Origin of the sequence: Rhizobium freirei PRF 81, assembly GCF_000359745.1 — a bacterium.
GTDB lineage: Bacteria > Pseudomonadota > Alphaproteobacteria > Rhizobiales > Rhizobiaceae > Rhizobium > Rhizobium freirei.
Genome location: NZ_AQHN01000055.1, coordinates 320130 through 338137, shown reverse-complemented (window position 1 = coordinate 338137; position 18008 = coordinate 320130). Strand labels below are relative to the sequence as shown.

The following is an 18008-nucleotide window of genomic DNA, read 5'->3' as shown; positions in this document are numbered from 1 at the left end:
CGCATGATGTCAGTACCTTACCGGGAAATTCCGAACTTTGTCATCGGGTCAAAATGGTTCGAGCTCATCGCATCCGGGGTCTGCCTCATCGATATCAGCTGTCACGGCGCGCGGGCGAAAACAAGATCGATTGATGTGCCCTATGCGACGGCTTTGATCGGCCATGCCGCCGGAGAAAGGTGCGGCCAGCGCCAAGGCGATCGCAAGCAGGCTGAAATGGGTCTGGAAGCTTTCAAAAATGCCAATATCGATAGGTCGGTGACGTAGCGAGCCGCCGGAATGCCCACGATAAGCGCGGGGAGGGCGCGTAGTACACAATAATCCTATGTCTTATAAAACGCTTCGGGTCTCAATTTGCAGCGCCTCAGTATTACCGCGCGACTGTGGCGCCTGCTGATAAATTGCCAATGAAATAGATTTCGTTTTTTGAGCGTCGGCAGACAGCTTCATGGGTGGTCTGTGGAAGATTTCAACCGCTTTCGTTGCGCCGCAGCGCTGGAAACGCGGCTCTTCTCGCCCCGCAGCGTGACTGGTTTCCATATAAATCTTCAGCTTTTTCATGTGCTTAGGTATTTGTTTTGGCAGAGGGAGAGCGCAGGCCGCGACCTTGCGACGCAATGGCGCAGTTTTGCCGCGACATTGTGCCCTCTGCGCTTGCCAAGACTGGACATAATTTGCGATCAAGCTTAGAACGCAGCGGGTTACGGAGGAATCTATGGCGGAAATATGGTCGCGTTGATTCGCCGTTAGTGAGGGGGTGCCGCGGTTCTGCCGTGGTTTGCGGAAGAGGAAGTGCAGCCTTGAGCGAGCATAGTACGACAACTGAATCCATAGGCGAGCCTACGCGCCGCGATTTCCTTTATTTGACGACGGGTATGGCTGGTGCTGTTGGCGCAGTTTCCGTCGCGTGGCCGTTTATCGACCAGATGCGGCCGGATGCATCGACACTTGCTCTTGCTTCCATCGAAGTCGACGTGTCGAGCCTTGAGCCTGGCATGTCTCTGACGGTGAAGTGGCGCGGCAAGCCCGTCTTCATCCGTAACCGCACGCAAAAGGAAATCGACGATGCCAAGGGCACGCAGCTCTCGGACCTCAAGGATCCGGTTGCTCGCAATGCCAACCTTCCATCCGATGCGCAGGCAACCGATGTTGCCCGTTCGGCAGGTGAGGGCAAGGAAAACTGGCTCGTGATGATCGGCGTCTGCACCCATCTCGGCTGCATACCGCTCGGCCAGGCGGGGGAATACGGCGGGTGGTTCTGTCCCTGCCATGGTTCGGTCTACGATACCGCCGGCCGCATACGCCATGGGCCTGCACCGCAGAACCTCTCCATACCGCAATATGCGTTCACGTCGGATAAGAAGATCAAGGTCGGTTGAGGGGGGAGCTGAATCATGAGTGGTCATTCGTCTTACGAGCCATCGACAGGGCTCGAAAAATGGGTCGACGCGCGGCTTCCGCTGCCGCGCATGGTCTATGACAGTTTCATTGCCTATCCGGTCCCGCGCAATCTGAACTATGCCTACACGTTCGGCGCCATGCTGGCCGTCATGCTGGTCCTGCAGATCCTGACCGGCGTCGTGCTTGCCATGCATTATGCGGCCAATACGGCGATCGCCTTCAACTCGGTCGAAAAGATCGTCCGCGACGTCAACCATGGCTGGCTGCTGCGCTACATGCATGCCAACGGCGCGTCCTTCTTCTTCGTGGCAGTCTATCTCCACATCGCCCGCGGCCTCTACTACGGTTCCTACAAGGCGCCGCGCGAAATCCTCTGGATCCTCGGCGTGATCATCTACCTCTTGATGATGGCAACCGCCTTCATGGGCTATGTTCTGCCCTGGGGCCAGATGTCCTTCTGGGGGGCGACCGTCATCACCGGCTTCTTCTCCGCCTTCCCATGGGTCGGCGACTGGATTCAGACCTTCCTGCTCGGCGGCTTCGCCGTCGACGATCCGACGCTCAACCGCTTCTTCTCGCTGCACTACCTGCTGCCCTTCATGATCGCCGGTGTCGTGATCCTGCACATCTGGGCGCTGCATGTGACGGGCCAGACGAACCCGACCGGCGTCGAGGTCAAGCTGAAGACCGATACGGTGGCCTTCACGCCCTACGCGACGCTGAAGGATGCGCTTGGCGTTTCCATCTTCCTGCTGGTCTTCGCCTACTTCGTCTTCTACCTGCCGAACTTCCTTGGTCACGCCGACAACTACATCCCGGCCAACCCGCTGAAGACGCCGGCCCACATCGTTCCGGAATGGTACTTCCTGCCATTCTACGCGATGCTGCGCTCGATCACCTTCAACATCGGCCCGATCGACTCCAAGCTCGGCGGCGTTCTGACGATGTTCGGTGCGATCATCGTACTGTTCTTCCTGCCGTGGCTCGATACGTCGAAGGTTCGCTCCGCCGTCTATCGTCCGTGGTACAAGCTGTTCTTCTGGCTGTTCGTCGCCGATGCCGTTCTGCTCGGCTGGCTCGGCTCGCAGCCGGCGGAAGGCATCTACACCACGGCTGCGCAGTTCGCGACGCTGTTCTACTTCCTGTTCTTCCTCGTCATCATGCCGGTGCTCGGCTTGGTCGAGACACCGAGGCGCGTTCCAAACTCCATTACGGAAGCGGTTCTTGAGAAGCAGGGCGGTAAAGTTGCCGCTCCGGCTCAGGCATAACCGGCGATAGAGGAAGAAAACGATGAAGAAACTTATTGTCGGCCTTCTGTCGCTTGCGCTCATCAGCGGTTCGGCCACCGTTGCCGCCATTGCGGCGGAAACGAAGCCTGCCGCAGAAGCCGAGACGCCGCATTATCCGCTGAAGGAGCCGCGCGAGCAGCATTGGACCTTCTCCGGCCCTTTCGGCCACTATGACAAGGCGCAGCTTCAGCGCGGCCTCAAGGTCTATACGGAAGTCTGTTCCGCCTGCCACTCGATGAAGCTGGTGGCCTACCGTACGCTGGGCGATCTCGGCTATACGGAAGCCCAGGTGAAGGCCTTTGCAGCCAACTACGAAGTGCAGGACGGGCCGAACCCCCAGGGTGAGATGTTCACTCGCAAGGCAGTTCCGTCTGACCATTTCAACTCGCCGTTCCCGAACGACGAGGCTGCTGCTGCTTCCAACAACGGGGCTGTGCCGCCGGATATGTCGCTGCTTGCCAAGGCGCGCGAAATCGAACGCGGCTTCCCGCAGTTCATCTTCGATATCTTCACCCAGTACCAGGAAGGCGGCCCGGACTATATCTACTCGCTGTTGACCGGCTATGAAGAACCGCCGGCCGGCTTCAAGGTGCCGCAGAACTCGCACTACAACCCGTATTTCGATGCGGCCGCGACTTTTGCCATGCCGAAGCCGCTTTCGGACGGCCAGGTGACCTATGACGACGGCTCGCCGCAGACGGTCGATCAATATGCGCGCGATGTGTCCGCCTTCCTGATGTGGACATCCGAGCCGCATCTGGAAGATCGCAAGCACCTCGGCTTCATGGTCATAGTGTTCCTGCTGATCTTCTCGGTGCTGATCTACCTCACCAAGCGTTCCGTCTATGCCAAGGCCGGCGCTCACTGAGTATCCACGATAATGACAGGAAAAGGCGGCCCTTCGTGGCCGCCTTTTTTGTTGGTATAGCGCCCGCATATTGATAGGGTGCCGCCGGCCCTATCACAGCCTGAGAGACTATATTTGATGAACACTATCGCTTCGGAGCTTGCTGCCAGCATCCGCTCCATTCCGGATTATCCCAAGCCCGGCATCATCTTCCGTGACATCACCACAATGCTTGGCGATGCCAGGGCGTTTCGCCGCGCCGTCGATGCGCTGGTACAGCCCTATGCCGGCACAAAAATCGACAAGGTCGCCGGGATGGAAGCGCGTGGCTTCATTCTCGGAGGTGCGGTCGCGCATCAATTATCGTCGGGCTTCGTTCCGATCCGCAAGAAGGGCAAGCTGCCGCACGATATCGTCCGGATCGCCTACAGCCTGGAATACGGCGTCGACGAGATGGAGATGCATCGCGATGCGGTCAATCCTGGCGAAAGGGTCATCCTGGTCGATGATCTGATCGCAACGGGCGGCACCGCCGTCGGCGCGACGAAGCTCCTGCGCCAGATCGGAGCCGAAGTCGTCGCGGCATGTTTCGTCATCGACCTGCCTGACCTCGGCGGCCGCAAGAAGCTCGAAGAGCTTGATGTGCCGGTTCATACGCTGGTGGAATTTTCCGGACACTGAGCGTGTCGCAAAGACTGATGGGGCCGCTGCGAACGGCCCCGCAGGTCGCTATTCAAAGGCCAGTACGGTGCTCTCGAAGCGCAGGGCCGGGGTGCCATGCTGGTTCACGCCGTCGCAGGCGAGTGTGTAGAGCGTCCAGCCAGGGCGCGAGGCCAGCGGGCGGCTGCCGAGGATGGCGACGCCATAGGTGATCGTATCGCCGGCAAAGACCGGTCGCAGCCATTGCAGGTTCTTGAACCCGGGCGAGGGGCCGAGATTGGGAGGCGTCGTGCCTTCGGCGATCAGTCTGGCCGTTTCGGACTTCCAATGATCGACGAAGCTGCGCATCCACATGGAGCAGCTATGCCATCCGGAGGCACAGAGCCCGCCGAACAAGGAGTGTTTGGCCGCGTCCGCATCCATATGGAAGATCTGCGGATCGAAGCGTGAGGCGAAGTGGACGATGCTTTCGCGCGTGAAGGTATGGCTGCCGATCTCGACGCGTTCGCCGATGGCATAGAGTTCGCTCATCTTCATGCCGAAACCTCCGCGCCAGCGCGCATGCGGATCATCGTTGCATTCTGGCTGAGGCAGACGAGCTCGCCACGTTGGTTCTCGACCTCATGGCGGAACGTGACGATGCCGATGCCGGCACGCGAGCGCATGGCACGCGCCTCGACCACGATCGATCTGCCCGACAGCGTATCGCCAGCCAGAACCGGCTTCTTCCACTCCATGAAATCGATGCCCGGCGCACCTTGCGCATCGGTCGCGAGGAGGTAGGAGTCGCACATCATGCGCATGAACACCGCCGAGGTATGCCAGCCGGAAGCGGCCAGGCCGCCGAGAATGCTGGCGCGTCCGGCTTCCTCGTCCAGATGCATCGGTTGCGGATCGAATTCGCTGGCGAATTCTATGATCTCCGCCGCCGTCATATGTTTGGGGCCGAGCGGAAATTCCCGTCCCGGCTGGAAGTCTTCGTAGACGAGTTTCGTCATGTCTTCTGTCGTCCTCCACATCTTGCCCAAGGGCAATCGCATGGCCAGGAGTGGTGGCGCAAGCATTTTCATGGCGATAGCGGGTCATGGCAAAAGGAGATTATCTATTGGTGCCCGGCAGCTCTTGATTGTATGGCGGCGATGTGTTGAGGCTTGTAGTGGCGAGACGGATTGGGAATGAAAATGAGCAAGCTCGAAATCGCACTGGGAGATGCCGCAGGCGAGGGGATCATATCCTCCAGCCAGGCCGAGCGATTGCTGCCCTACCTGACCGCGAGGAATATCGGCGCGTTACCAACACGTCAGGTTCTTTCGGCCCCGCGCTCGCTTGATGATTCCAACCCATTGGAAGATACGGAAGCGCCGCGTTTCGTGCGCGGCTTTCACGATGTGCTCATCACCATCGGCATCATTGTGCTGCTGGTCGGGCTCTGGGGGTTGACGAGCCGTTACGTGTCTCTGCTGGCAATCGTCATCCTGGCGGAAATCCTGGTGCGCCGTCAGCGCCTGGCGCTTCCCGCCGTGGTCCTGACCATCGCGCTCGTCGTCTGGCTTTTCCATACGGTGGTGAGTTATGTCTCCTCCACGCCGGCGCTGGTCGATAATTTCACTGTCGGCGCATTTATCCTGGCGGCGCCATTCCCACCGATGCTCGCATTGTTTTACTGGCGCTACCGGGTCCCGCTTTCCCTGGCGCTATTCCTGTTCTCATTGTTCGGATTGTTCCTTGCAGTGGTCTTCTATGTCGCCGGCACCGTGACGGGCTCCTCGAACGTGCCGGCAGACTATCCAATCCAGACGCTCATGATCCTGCTGGTGACCGCGCTCGGCAGTTTCGCCCTGGCGATGCGTTTCGATCTCAGCGATCCGCAGAGGGTGACCCGCCGTTCCGACGTGGCGTTCTGGCTGCATCTCGCAACCGCGCCGGCGCTGCTTTATTCGACCGTCCTTCTGGCCCTGCGCCTGGAACTTGCCAGCGGTGGTATCGCCTTTACCAATCTCACTGACGCCCTCTTCGGAGGCTACTTGCAGGCGGTAACTGTTCTGGTGGCGGTGCTGGTGATGATGCTGATCGGGCTCATCATCGATCGCCGCGCTTTCGTGACCGCCGGGCTGGTGTCGCTCGGCCTCGCGACGGCGGCCATTCTTCGGCATAACAATGCCGGTCTCGACAAGGTCGGCTTCCTGGTGCTGATGATTGTCGGCCTGGTCGTGCTTGTGATCGGTATCGGTTGGGCCGATCTGCGCCGCCTCATCGTGCGGCGTTTGTCCGCCGGTATGCAGGCCAGATTGCCGGCGCTCAGATAGGCGCCGGCAAGATAGAGGCGATCAGGTATTGAAGCGGAAGTGGATGACGTCGCCGTCCTGAACGACGTATTCCTTGCCTTCGTCGCGGGCTTTGCCGGCTTCCTTTGCGCCGGTTTCGCCATTGTAGGCGATGTAATCGTCATAGGCGATGGTGTTGGCGCGGATGAAGCCGCGCTCGAAATCCGAGTGGATGACGCCGGCAGCCTGCGGCGCCTTGGTGCCCCGCTCGATCGTCCAGGCGCGCGTTTCCTTCGGTCCTACGGTGAAGTAGGTGATGAGGTGCAAGAGCTTGTAGCCGGCGCGGATCAGACGATCGAGACCGGCTTCGTCGAGGCCGAGCGCAGAGAGGAATTCCTTCGCCTCTTCATCGGGAAGCTGTGCCACCTCCGCCTCGATCGCGGCGGAGATGATCACGACTTCCGAATTCTGCTCCTTGGCCATGGCGGAGACGGCCGCCGTGTGCTCGTTGCCGGTCGCCGCATCGCCTTCGGCGACGTTGCAGACGTAAAGCACAGGGTGCGAGGTCAGCAGGTTCAGACCCTTGAGGATACGGATTTCCTCGGCGTCCAGCTTCGACAGCAGCGTGCGGACGGGCTTGCCTTCCTGAAGCAATGCCAGGGAAGCATCCATGATCGGCAGCATCGCCATGGATTCCTTGTCCTTGCCGGTGGCGCGCTTGCGCGTCTGCTCGGTGCGGCGCTCAAGGCTTTCGAGGTCGGCGAGCATCAGCTCGGTCTCGATCGTCTCGGCGTCGGCAACCGGATTGATGCGGCCTTCGACATGGGTGATGTCGCTGTCTTCGAAGCAGCGCAGCACGTGCACAATGGCATCGACTTCGCGGATATTGGCGAGGAACTGGTTGCCGAGGCCCTCGCCCTTCGATGCGCCGCGCACGAGGCCGGCAATATCGACGAAGGAGATGCGCGTCGGGATCAGTTCCTTCGACTTGGCGACGTCTGCGAGCTTGCGCATGCGCGGATCGGGAACGGCGACTTCACCCGTGTTCGGCTCGATCGTGCAGAACGGATAGTTCGCCGCCTGCGCGGCCGCCGTCTTGGTCAGCGCGTTGAACAGAGTGGACTTGCCGACATTCGGCAGTCCGACGATACCGCATTTGAAACCCATGGCACCTTGTCCATATCTTGAAAATCTTTGCAGTGCCTATGGGGGAAGGGCCGTTGCGGGTCAAGTCTTGGGCATGCAAAGAGCCACTTTTCTGCTGATGGAAGGGTATTACGGGGCGTCGGTCGCATTGTCTCCCTGACACGACCGTCCTTGAACGATGTGGTGCGCTGCACTATAATGCAGCTATTAGCCCAAAGCTCGTTTCCCCTGTCGTCAACGGTGATGCCGATGAGTGACAATGATGTTGTCCTGAAACCAAAGCCTAAAACGAAGCCGAAGGTCGAGAGGCCGAAGCTCTACAAGATCATTCTCGTGAATGATGATTATACGCCGCGAGAGTTCGTCACTATGGTGCTCAAGGCCGTCTTCCGCATGAGCGAGGAGACCGGCTATCGCGTCATGATGACGGCGCACAAGCTCGGAACCTGCGTTGTCATGGTCTGTGCGCGCGATATTGCCGAGACGAAGGCCCAGGAGGCGGTCGATCTTGCAAAAAGCGCCGGATTCCCGCTGATGTTCACGACCGAGCCGGAAGAATAGGAACGCTGGGCGTCTGTCAAGCCGGGCGGCGAACCTGGAAACCGGTCTTGTCCTGCGTGAAGCCGCAATTGGCGTAGAAGCGCAGCGTTGCCGGGTCCTTCGACCCTGTCAGCAGCATGACCTTGTAGCAGCCTTTTTCCCAGGCGCTCTCTATCGCCCGGCGGATGACTGCGCCGGCAAGGCCGCGCTGGCGGTAATCGGCGTGCGTTACCACGTTCTCGATCAAGGCATAGGGCGCGCCGCCGCGCGTGAGATTGGGAATGATTATTAGCGTGACGGACGAGACAGCCAGCTTGCCGTCAAGGGCTGCGAAGATCGTCATGCCGGGATGGGCAAGGATTTCGGCAAAGCGGCTTTCCGCGAGCTGCTGTTCCAGTACCGGATCTTCGGTGTTCAGGTGCTGGTAGAGCGCAAGCAGCCCCGGCAGGTCCGCCCTCGCGATCGGCCGGATGACGAGATTTGCGGCGTCCTTGACGGCTGTATCAGGCATTTCAATTGTCCTTCTTGCCGAACATCCTTTTCAGCATTTCCGCCATCGGGCCGGTTTCTGGGATTTTCGGCTGGCTGTGATTGCGGGCCTGATGAATATGCGACTTGGCGGCCGGCGCCTTCTTCTCCGGCTTCGGCGCGTCTTCCTCCGCCTTGCCGCCGAGCGCGAGCGCGATCTTGTTCATCAGTTGCGAATCCTCACCGCGCACCAGCATGTCGGCGTTATCGGCAAGCGCATCGAATAAGGGTTCAAGCCAGTCTCGGTCCACCTTGGCGAAGTCGCCGAGAACGTGATTGTGCACGAGTTCCTTGGCGCCTGGATGACCGATGCCGAGACGCAGGCGGCGATATTCCTTGCCGCAATGAGCGTCGATCGACTTGATGCCGTTATGGCCGCCGTGGCCGCCGCCCGTCTTCAGCCGCGCCTTGCCCGCCGGCAGGTCGAGCTCGTCGTAGATGACAACGAGGTCGGATGGCTGCAGCTTGTAGAAGCGCATGGCTTCGCCGACTGCTTCGCCCGAGAGATTCATGAAGGTCTGCGGCTTGATGAGCAGCACTTTCTGGCCGCCGAGTTCGCCTTCGGCAATCTCCGCCTTGAATTTCTTCGACCACGGCGAAAAGCTCCGGCGGCTGTGGATCGCATCCACGGCCATGAAGCCGATATTGTGGCGGTTGCCCTGATATTTGGCGCCGGGATTGCCGAGACCCGCGATGAGAAGCATGCGCTTCACCCCTTGGAAAATGCCGATGCCCTTCACGACAGGGATTTCGCGGCGAAGTCAAGGTGCGATGCGGTCAATCGCCGAGGTGCAGGCCGTACTTCAGGAAAATCCGCTTCTGCGTTCCGTCTGCAATCAGCGCATTCAGCGCCGTCTGCATTCTGCTCAGAAGGTCGGCAGGGAAGTCCTTCTGACAGGCGATTCCCAAGGATTGCTGCGAGAGGACGGTGACTTTCTCCACCGCATTGCCTTCCTCTTTCAACTTGTCGAAATAGAGTTCCGAGATCGGCATCAGATCGATACGGTCGCTCATCAGTTTCTTCAGGCTTGCCTTGAAGTCGCTGCCCACGTCGATGCGCGGGAAATTGTTCCCGCGCAATATCGTTTCCGTGTAATCCTCCCGCCAGGTGCCAACGAGATATTTCCTGGCCTCGTCGAGGTTTGCCGCTTCGACCTTCGAGCCGCTGTGCTTTATCAGGATATTCCGGTCGATCAGCAATGGCTGCACCCATTTGAAGAGCCTATTGCGTTCTTCATTGTGCGCGGTGGAGAAGACGCAGGTCATGGGGTCCGTCAATGCCTGATTATAGGCGCGGACCCAGGGCAGGACGGTAATCGTATAGTCGACACCGATCGCGGCCATCACGTTCTGTACCTGCTCGGTGCTTGCCCCGACTGGCGTCTTACCGTCGCGATAGCTGAAAGGCGGGTATTCCTCGGTGGTGAAATGAACTGTTTGGGCGTGGGCAGGAGAGAGAAAAGTCAACGAAAACAGGCTGGTTGCAAGAATGAATAGCTGTTTTCGCATGCGGTTCCTCATCGCTATGACGCTTGTGCTACGGGGGAGACACGATCCTGCTGCAGGACCGTCAGAGTTTTCATCAGATTGTCCGGATGCAGCGGTCGGTAGAACAGATAGCCTTGGCCGTAATCGATGCCCATGCCGCGCAGGGTCGTGCATTCCTCTTCGGTTTCCACACCCTCGGCAATAACCGTGCAGTTCATCTTGTGCGACAGCGTGGTGATGCTCTCCACCAGCATGCGGCTCTTTGCGCTGACATCGGAAGCGGTATCGTTGATCGCGCGAATGAAGGACTGATCGATCTTGATGATGTCGACCGGGAAGCGATTGATGTAACTCAGCGACGAGTAGCCGGTGCCGAAATCATCAAGCGCGATGCGGCAGCCGTAGCGGCAGAGTTCGTTGATGACCATGCGCGTCTCCGGATTGTCGTCCATGAGCACAGCTTCGGTGATCTCGACGACGATGCGTCGCGGTGAAATATCGTGGCGAGAGAGCAGGGCGGCGATGCGTACCGGCAGCTCCGGCTCGAATTGGAGCGGCGAGAAATTGATGGCGAGGTAGGTGTCCTCCATGCCATCAAAACGCGACAGCTTCGCAAAAGTGGCGATCGCCTTTTCCATGATGCGGTTGCCGATGCGGATGATGGAACCCGTCTCCTCGGCGACCTCGATGATGCGGGCAGGGGGCAGGATTCCCTTCTGCGGGTGATGCAGCCGCATCAGTGCCTCGAAGCCGGCAATCGAGCGGTCGTCGACATTCACGACCGGCTGCAGATATGCTTCGAACCAGTCTTCGTTGAGACCGCTTTCTATATTATTCTCCAGTTCGGCGCGGCCGCGGGAATCGTCGAGCATGCTGTTGTTGAAGATCTGCGCGCCGTTCTTGCCGTCGCGCTTCTTGGCATACATGGCAATATCGGATTTGAGCAGCAGTTCGGCCGCATTGGCAGCCTGGCGCGGATATATCGCGATGCCGATGCTGGCGCTGAGGCGGGCATCGCCATCGAAGGGTGTCTCGAAGATTTCGGCAATAAGAGCCGACATGTCGAAGGCTCTTGCTTCGGCGTCTTCGGCCAGCAGCAGGATCGCAAATTCGTCACCGCCGAGGCGGGCGGCGATATCGCCCGGTTTCAGGCACTGCTGCAGACGGGACACGAGTTCGCGCAGCGCCGCGTCGCCTGCGGCATGACCCATGTTGTCGTTGATCCACTTGAAGCGGTCGAGGTCGACGAAGAGGCAGGCGAGCTCGCACCGGCGCAGGTCCGACTCGTTGATCTTGGCATCGAGCGCCGTCTCGAAGCCCTGGCGGTTGAGAAGGCCGGTCAGATGATCGGTGATCGCCTGGCGTAGATTGCGGTCCTCGGACTGCTTGAGTTCCGTGACGTCGGTCATGACCGAAAGCGAGAGGCCGTCCTGGATTGCCGTGGTCTCGAGGATCAGGACATCCATGATACGTTCGTCCCGGCAAAGGAATTTCACCGTCACCGCCAGGCGCGCGGCGCTGCCCGGATTGCTGTACTTGCGTTCCGCATATTCCGCGCGGGATTCCGGTAGGACCAGGCTTGCAAACTGGCGCCCAAGCACTTCGTACCGATCATAGCCGGTGGCGACGAGCCAATAGTCGCTGACGGCTGCAATGCAATCGTCCTTGTCGAGGGAGAAAAGCATGGCGGGCGTCAGATTATATGTATCTGTTGCCCGGCGATGAGCAAACTTCAGTTCCGTTTCTTCACGCTGCAGCTTGCTTTGCATGTCGTTGAAGCTGCTGGCGAGCCGGCCCATCTCGTCGTTCGACTGCCAGTCGACGTGATGACGCGAGCCGAGCCTGCGCGTGGCCTCTATGGCGTGCGTCAGCCGCATCAGCGGCTGAATGACGAAAATGCGATTGCCGATCAGCGCTGCACCGAAGACCGTCAGCACGGCGAAGATGAAGATGGAGATGAAGACGATTTCTTCGTTCTTCAGGCCGTCGAAGAGGCCAAGTTCCGGATAGTAGACGGTTATGGTGCCGAGTTTCTTCGCGCCGTCGATGCCGTTGTAGATGATCGCCCGGGAGACCGCTTCCAAATTGCCCCTGTAGGATTTCGGGATGGTCGATTGCGTAACGTCGAGCTGACCGGAAAGATCGCGGACGTTCACCCTGACGATAGCACCCTCGGCGACCGTCGTGGCGCTGATTTGCGTCACGCTGTCTTCGTCCAGATCCCACAAAGGCTTCGCCAGAGCCTGAGCATTGGCAACGAGCAGAACGGTGATGTGATCCTTGATTTCCTTTTCCGCGCGTTCGGAGGACAGGAAGAGGAATAGAATGAAGAGCGGCGCCACGAAAACCAGCAGCGCACCACAGACGATCGCGAAAAACCTGTTTTCGACCGAATGGCTCATCGTTCCGTTTGCTCCCCAGTCATAGGCCGGCGGATCTGGGGCACCGTTCCCTGCAACCCTTTCGCGCAGATTTTCATGAATCCGTTAAATGTTGCTGAAATTCTGGGGTTAATGGAAATCAATGAAAGTATAGATTCAAGAAATTCTTATTTTTACTTTCTCTAATATTCTCGCAAAGCATGAAAAAACCCGCCATCCCCGAAGGGAGGCGGGTTCGAATGCTTGCGATGAAGAGGCCGATTAGGCGCTGGCTTCTTCGCTGCCTTCTGCTTCTTCGGTAAGACCGGCAGCCGGAGCAACGATCGTTGCGATCGTGAAATCGCGGTCAGCGATAACAGGCGTAACGTTCTTCGGCAGCTTCACGTTGGAGATGTGGACGCTGTCGCCGCTCTTCAGGCCGCTGAGGTCGACGGTGAAGAATTCCGGGATGGCATCGGCCGGGCAATGAACTTCGACTTCGTGACGAACGATGTTCAGCACGCCGCCGGCCTTGAGGCCCGGGGACTTCTCGTTGTTTTCGAAGTGAACCGGGATTTCGACCGTAACAGTGGTGTTGCCGGAAACGCGCAGGAAGTCGACGTGAACCGTGAAATCACGGACCGGGTCGAGCTGGTAGTCCTTCGGCAGAACCTTGATCTTCTTGCCGTCGACGTCGATCGTGGCGATCGTCGTCAGGAAGCCGCCGGCGTGGATGCGCTTCGTCACCTCATTGGTGTTGAGAGCGATGGAAATGGGGGCCTGCTTGTCACCATAGATGACAGCGGGGATGAAACCATTGCGGCGAAGTTCACGGGCGGACCCCTTACCAACCCGTTCGCGCGCCTCGGCCTTGAGCTCGTAGCTTTCGTGGCTCATAGCTATTCCTTTCGAGGTTATTTGGAGAGTTCATCCGGTCGGCCATTGCCGTGTCGGCTGAACTGGAGGAGGGCATGCCCTGCCTCATCCGCGTTGCCTCCAAGGGTGTCTACGCGAACGCGTGGCGTATAATACAAACTGGCCCAGGGTGCAAGCGCCTCCGGAATGCCAGGGCCTGTGATGACATTGCAACTCACGTTATGAGCTGTCCGCGCCATTTCTATCAACGCCTTGACATATACGCTTGGGCTCTTCAACAGTCGAATCCAATCGATCAGAGTCAGGAAGAGAAAGGTCGAGCATGCGTTCCAAGGTTATCGTTGCCGCGATTTTTTCCGTGGGCCTTGCCGGCGCATCGCAGGCCGCCGATATCAGCGAGCAAGGTGCCACCGATCTTCGCAACGTTCTGACGGAATCGCTTTCGCGCGACCTCGTTCGCAGCGACTTCGTGACCGTGAAGCCGGCAGGCGATCAGTATGAGATTACCTACGACCTTGCGAAGTTCTTCGACAAGATCAATTCCAGCGTGCTCTCCGTCACCGGTTTCAAGCCGCTATCCCTGTTTGCGCAGCCTGTCGAAAAAGGCCAATGGCACCTGAAGGGCGACAACAGCCTTGATATCGCCGTGCATTCGCCGACATCCGATATTGTCTACTCGATCGGCTCCAGCTCCTTCGACGGCATATTCGATCCGACGATCGAGATGATGCGGTCGATGGGTATCACGAGCAGCGGCGTGAAATTCGCGAGCGTTGGCAGCGGAGCCAAGAGCGGCCGCAAGGTCGACGCCTCCATCGACAGCGCCTCTTTTGCACACACGGTGACCGACAGCAGCGAAGCGGGCAAGGTCGATCTGCAGATGCAAGGCTCGCTGCAGCGCTTGAGCGAGCAGTTCACCTTGCCGCATGGTCCGCTCGTCAGCTTCAGTGCCGATAGTGTCACCAGCAATGTGACTGCCACGAGCTTGCCCGCCCAGGAACTGCGCGCGCTCATCCGTTTCTTCGTGCAGCACGTCAAGACGAAGCAGCTTTCGGAAAGCGGCAGCGAGAAGTTCGAGCAGCTGGTGCATCACGCTTTGCCTATTTTCGGGTCGCTCACCAAAACGGTGACATTGAGCAATGCTGCCGTGGCGACGGACAAGGGCAAGGTTGGCGTCAAGCGCGTCGACTACAGCTTCAGGATGGACGGCCTGACCAAGGCGTCCAACGTCAATCTCGAGCTGCGGGCAGAGCATTTCACGCCCGATGCGGATCTCATTCCCGCAGGCTATGCGCCTTTCCTGCCTGAAGCACTCGATGTGCAGCTCGGCGTGCCCAATATCAATTTCTCCGGCCTCATCGATACGGCCCTCGATGCGGTCGCGACGCGGGAGACGCCGGTATCCGGCGAGGTCGTCAAACGCACGATGTTTCCGAGCGGATACGGGACGCTAGAATTTCCAAAGATCAGCGCTACCTCGGGCGTCTACGACATAGAGATCTCGGGCGCATTGAAGGGGTCAACCAAGGCTCACACCGACTATTCGCTGCAGGCGACGATCCTGGCGCGTGATTTCGACAAGACCGTTTCGGCCATTCAGGAGGCTGCGAAAGCCGAGCCCGGTCTGAACAGGGTCTCCTTCAGCCTGCTCGCCGCAAAGGGCTTCGCAAAGACCGATCCGGACGGCCGCCTGCGCTGGGATGTCACAATGGACGAAAATCGGACAGTGACGGTAAACGGGCAGGTGATGAAGAAGCCGTGATGCGGCGCGAGGGCGGGTCGTGTTTAGGGGCAATAATATAGTTCCGCTCGAAGTGCCCGCCGGGCGTTTTCGAGTTTTTACATTGTTTTCCATCATATTTGGGGGTGAATTATGCGTTTTAAAGCGGTTGCCGTGGCAGCTGTTCTTGCTGCGGGTGTAGCTGGTGCGACGCAAGCGGCTGACGTCAACGAGCAGGGTGCGAAGGACCTGTTCAATAATCTGACCTATTTCCTGCCTGACGATATCGTCAAAAGCGGCGGAATTTCGGTAAAGCCGGTCAGCCCGCACTATGAGATCACCTATGATCTGCAGGCCCTGTTCAGCAAGCTGGATATCAGCGACCTCACCATCACTGGCCTGAAGCCGCTGATGATGCTTGCGACGCCGCAGGACAGCGGTCTCTGGAATATCGAAGGCAACAATGCATTCGACATCACGGCGAATTCCAAGCCCGGCAGCGGCCCTGCCATGGAATTCCGCTACGCGCTGGCCTCCTCCACGTTCAAGGGCGTCTTCGATCCGGCCCTTCATTATCTGCGTTCGATGGATCTGCAGGGCAAAGGCATCACCTTCGCCACGAAGACGACGGACGAAAACAACAGCGTTCAAAAGAACGACGCCACGGCCGACAGCATAGGCTACACGCTCTCTTCCGCCGACAGCGGCGAACCGGGCAGGCTCGACATGAAGATGAACGGCAGCATGCAGTCGTTCTACGACAAGATTTCGTCCGAGGATGTCGCGCTCGGCGAAGTGAAGGTCGCGGCGATCGATTTCAACCTCGGCGCGACCAAGCTGCCGTTGAAGGCAGTGAATTCCCTGCTGCACTTCGTTTCCGAGCACAAGGACGAGAAGACCCTTTCGGATGCGGACAGCCAGGCGCTGAAGGCGCTACTGCTGGAAGCCATGCCGATCGTCGGCTCGTTCGAAGAGTCCATCGCCGCCAGGGACATTGCCGTCACGACGCCGTTCGGCGATGGCGGCCTGCAGAAACTCGGCTACTTCGTCAAGCTGGCGGGGCCGGCCAATGCCATGAACGCCGATTTCGGCTTGAACGCCGCCAAGCTGACGCTCGCAACGGGTCTCGTGCCTGACGATTTTATCGCCTTCGTTCCCGATACAGCCGACTTCCAGCTGCAGGTGCCGAACCTGAACTTTTCGGCTCTGATGGAGGTTCTGCAGCAGAGCGACTTCAAGGATCCGGAAAGCAATGCGGCCGTGGACACCAAGCTGCAGCAGGCCATGTTCCCGGATGGAACGATGATGATCAACTTCCCGAAGATCAGTGCCATCTCCAGTCTCTACGATGTCGAGGCTAGCGGCAGCATGCGTGGCTGGCTGACCGAGAAGGACCGCGTGTCGATGAAGATGACCGTGCTCGTTCGCGATCTCGACAAGACGATCGCCGCCGTCCAGGAGGCCGCCAAGACGAAGGCTGATCTTGCCCAGCTCTCCTTCGGCCTGATGATGGCCAAGGGCTTTGCCAAGACGGATGCTGATGGGCGCTCGCGCTGGGATATCGATCTTTCCGACACCGGTGGCGTGACGGTCAACGGCCAGGTCATAAAGTAAGCCAATCCGAAATCAGAATGCGACCATGTTTGTTCTGAGGCCGTTGAGCCAGCGCTCGATCTCTCTGCTGTGGGCCGGTCAGGTGCTGGCGGCCACCGGCTCGGAATTCTACATGGTCGCGGTCGTCTGGATCGCGGCGGATTTCATCGGCAGCAATGCGGGATATGTATCCGCGCTGCAGTCCGGCGCGCTGTTGTTCGGCAGTCTTTTCGGCGGCATCCTCACGGATCGCTGGCGGCACAGCACGACGATGATCGCGACCGATCTCGTAAGGGCGGCTCTCCTGCTGATGCTGTCGCTTGCCGGCCTTCTGCATCTGATGAGCCTGCCGCTGCTGATGATGCTCGCCGGAAGCATTGCGTTGCTGACCTCGGCATTCGATCCGTCGCTGCAGGCGACCCTGCCGACCATCGCTGTCGATCCGGATATCCGGCACGCCACCAACGGCCTGTTCGATGCCACGCGGCGCATGGCGCGCATTCTCGGGCCAAGCCTGATTGCGCTCGTGAACGGCTTCCTGCCGAAGTCGCAATTCTTCACCGTGACGGCGGCAACCTTCCTGCTCTCCGCGCTTGCCGTCTGGCTGGCGGTGGCAAAACTGCCGGCCGCACCGCGCCGGCGCGAATTTTCAGGCATGGCCGCCGTTGTGGACGGCGTCCTCGGCGGGTGGCGCGTCGCCCGCGGTCACGCCGCCATTCTCTATGGCCTGTTCACCAATCTGATGGGAAACATCGCCTGGGCGATGGGCATCCTGCTCGGCATGATCCTGCATCTGCGCGAAACCAGCACCGATCCGCTGACTGACTATAGCCTGATGATGACGGCCTATGGTGTCGGCAATGTCACGACCAACCTCATTCTCAGCAGCATCAAGCCGCGCCGGCCGGTCGTCTGGATCATCGCGGCGAAGCTGATTTTCGGGGCAGGGGTTTTCCTGCTGCCTCTAATGCATGACCGGATGTGGCTGATGATCGTCGCGTGCTTCGCGGCAATCAACGGTCCCTTCGAAAATCTGGCCATGCTGCATCTGATGCAGACGCGCAGCGAACCGCATCGCCTCGGGCAGGTCTATCGTCTGATGATGTGCGCGATCTTTTCCGGCCTGTTTCTGGCCTATCTTATGTCGCCGAGTCTGTTTGCATGGTTCGGCATCGCTCCGTCGATCATGGGGTCGGGCGCAGCCGTCTTCATCTCCGGCTTGATCGGAATCGGTCTGCTGGCATGGAGGCAGACGCATCCCGCCGAAGCCAAAGCCTCCTGAAACGCTGTCCGATC

General features: G+C 59.2%; 18 protein-coding genes. 9 read left to right on the top strand and 9 right to left on the bottom strand.

Going from position 1 to position 18008, the window contains the following annotated elements:
* Nucleotides 1–330 precede the first annotated feature (330 nt).
* Nucleotides 331–561, bottom strand: coding sequence for a hypothetical protein (locus tag RHSP_RS34635; protein WP_157385337.1), 231 nt, complete (start codon nucleotides 559–561; stop codon nucleotides 331–333).
* Between the two features lie 239 nt (nucleotides 562–800).
* On the opposite strand from RHSP_RS34635, the gene petA reads away from it, so the two are divergent.
* The 4 genes from petA (at nucleotide 801) to RHSP_RS11265 (ending at nucleotide 4218) form a co-directional block, all read left to right on the top strand.
* The gene (gene petA, locus RHSP_RS11280) at nucleotides 801–1379 is read left to right on the top strand and encodes a ubiquinol-cytochrome c reductase iron-sulfur subunit (RefSeq protein ID WP_037151237.1); all 579 of its coding nucleotides are present in this window, start codon (nucleotides 801–803) and stop codon (nucleotides 1377–1379) included.
* A gap of 15 nt (nucleotides 1380–1394) precedes the next feature.
* The gene (locus tag RHSP_RS11275; protein WP_037151232.1) at nucleotides 1395–2669 is read left to right on the top strand and encodes a cytochrome b; all 1275 of its coding nucleotides are present in this window, start codon (nucleotides 1395–1397) and stop codon (nucleotides 2667–2669) included.
* Nucleotides 2670–2691: 22 nt separating this feature from the next.
* Entirely contained in the window at nucleotides 2692–3558 is an 867-nt protein-coding gene (locus tag RHSP_RS11270; RefSeq protein ID WP_037151230.1) for a cytochrome c1, read from the top strand.
* A 117-nt stretch (nucleotides 3559–3675) separates the two neighbouring features.
* Entirely contained in the window at nucleotides 3676–4218 is a 543-nt protein-coding gene (locus RHSP_RS11265; RefSeq protein WP_004116512.1) for an adenine phosphoribosyltransferase, read from the top strand.
* Between the two features lie 48 nt (nucleotides 4219–4266).
* Here RHSP_RS11265 and RHSP_RS11260 read toward each other — a convergent pair whose 3' ends face one another.
* Both RHSP_RS11260 and RHSP_RS11255 read right to left on the bottom strand, forming a co-directional pair.
* Nucleotides 4267–4734 (bottom strand): MaoC family dehydratase, encoded by a 468-nt coding sequence (locus RHSP_RS11260; RefSeq protein WP_004116509.1) that lies wholly within the window; start codon nucleotides 4732–4734, stop codon nucleotides 4267–4269.
* Nucleotides 4731–5195, bottom strand: a complete 465-nt coding sequence (locus RHSP_RS11255; protein ID WP_004116505.1) for a MaoC family dehydratase — start codon at nucleotides 5193–5195, stop codon at nucleotides 4731–4733. Before RHSP_RS11255 ends, RHSP_RS11260 begins: the two co-directional genes overlap by 4 nt.
* A gap of 183 nt (nucleotides 5196–5378) precedes the next feature.
* Between RHSP_RS11255 and RHSP_RS11250 the strand changes: the two genes are divergently transcribed.
* Nucleotides 5379–6503, top strand: a complete 1125-nt coding sequence (locus RHSP_RS11250; RefSeq protein WP_037151227.1) for a hypothetical protein — start codon at nucleotides 5379–5381, stop codon at nucleotides 6501–6503.
* Nucleotides 6504–6524: 21 nt separating this feature from the next.
* Here the strand turns inward: RHSP_RS11250 and ychF are convergent, their stop codons facing one another.
* Nucleotides 6525–7628, bottom strand: coding sequence for a redox-regulated ATPase YchF (gene ychF, locus RHSP_RS11245; protein ID WP_004116500.1), 1104 nt, complete (start codon nucleotides 7626–7628; stop codon nucleotides 6525–6527).
* Nucleotides 7629–7856: 228 nt separating this feature from the next.
* On the opposite strand from ychF, the gene clpS reads away from it, so the two are divergent.
* The gene (gene clpS / locus RHSP_RS11240; RefSeq protein WP_004116496.1) at nucleotides 7857–8168 is read left to right on the top strand and encodes an ATP-dependent Clp protease adapter ClpS; all 312 of its coding nucleotides are present in this window, start codon (nucleotides 7857–7859) and stop codon (nucleotides 8166–8168) included.
* Between the two features lie 16 nt (nucleotides 8169–8184).
* Here the strand turns inward: clpS and RHSP_RS11235 are convergent, their stop codons facing one another.
* The 5 genes from RHSP_RS11235 to RHSP_RS11215 all read right to left on the bottom strand — a co-directional run bounded on the left by RHSP_RS11235 (nucleotide 8185) and on the right by RHSP_RS11215 (nucleotide 13420).
* The gene (locus RHSP_RS11235) at nucleotides 8185–8658 is read right to left on the bottom strand and encodes a GNAT family N-acetyltransferase (protein WP_004116491.1); all 474 of its coding nucleotides are present in this window, start codon (nucleotides 8656–8658) and stop codon (nucleotides 8185–8187) included.
* A 1-nt stretch (nucleotide 8659) separates the two neighbouring features.
* A complete protein-coding gene (pth, locus tag RHSP_RS11230; RefSeq protein ID WP_004116489.1) occupies nucleotides 8660–9379 on the bottom strand; it encodes an aminoacyl-tRNA hydrolase in 720 nt (239 codons plus the stop codon).
* Nucleotides 9380–9452: 73 nt separating this feature from the next.
* The gene (locus RHSP_RS11225; RefSeq protein ID WP_037151223.1) at nucleotides 9453–10184 is read right to left on the bottom strand and encodes a substrate-binding periplasmic protein; all 732 of its coding nucleotides are present in this window, start codon (nucleotides 10182–10184) and stop codon (nucleotides 9453–9455) included.
* Between the two features lie 14 nt (nucleotides 10185–10198).
* A complete protein-coding gene (locus RHSP_RS11220) occupies nucleotides 10199–12565 on the bottom strand; it encodes an EAL domain-containing protein (RefSeq protein WP_004116486.1) in 2367 nt (788 codons plus the stop codon).
* A 240-nt stretch (nucleotides 12566–12805) separates the two neighbouring features.
* Nucleotides 12806–13420, bottom strand: coding sequence for a 50S ribosomal protein L25/general stress protein Ctc (locus tag RHSP_RS11215; RefSeq protein ID WP_004116484.1), 615 nt, complete (start codon nucleotides 13418–13420; stop codon nucleotides 12806–12808).
* 301 nt (nucleotides 13421–13721) lie between these two features.
* Here RHSP_RS11215 and RHSP_RS11210 point away from each other — a divergent pair, with 301 nt between their 5' ends.
* The 3 genes from RHSP_RS11210 (at nucleotide 13722) to RHSP_RS11200 (ending at nucleotide 17994) form a co-directional block, all read left to right on the top strand.
* Complete coding sequence (locus RHSP_RS11210) at nucleotides 13722–15161, top strand: hypothetical protein (protein WP_004116480.1); 1440 nt, start codon at nucleotides 13722–13724, stop codon at nucleotides 15159–15161.
* Between the two features lie 111 nt (nucleotides 15162–15272).
* Entirely contained in the window at nucleotides 15273–16733 is a 1461-nt protein-coding gene (locus RHSP_RS11205) for a hypothetical protein (protein ID WP_004116477.1), read from the top strand.
* A 25-nt stretch (nucleotides 16734–16758) separates the two neighbouring features.
* On the top strand, nucleotides 16759–17994 hold the full coding sequence (locus tag RHSP_RS11200; RefSeq protein ID WP_004116475.1) for an MFS transporter: 1236 nt from the start codon (nucleotides 16759–16761) through the stop codon (nucleotides 17992–17994).
* Nucleotides 17995–18008: the final 14 nt, after the last annotated feature.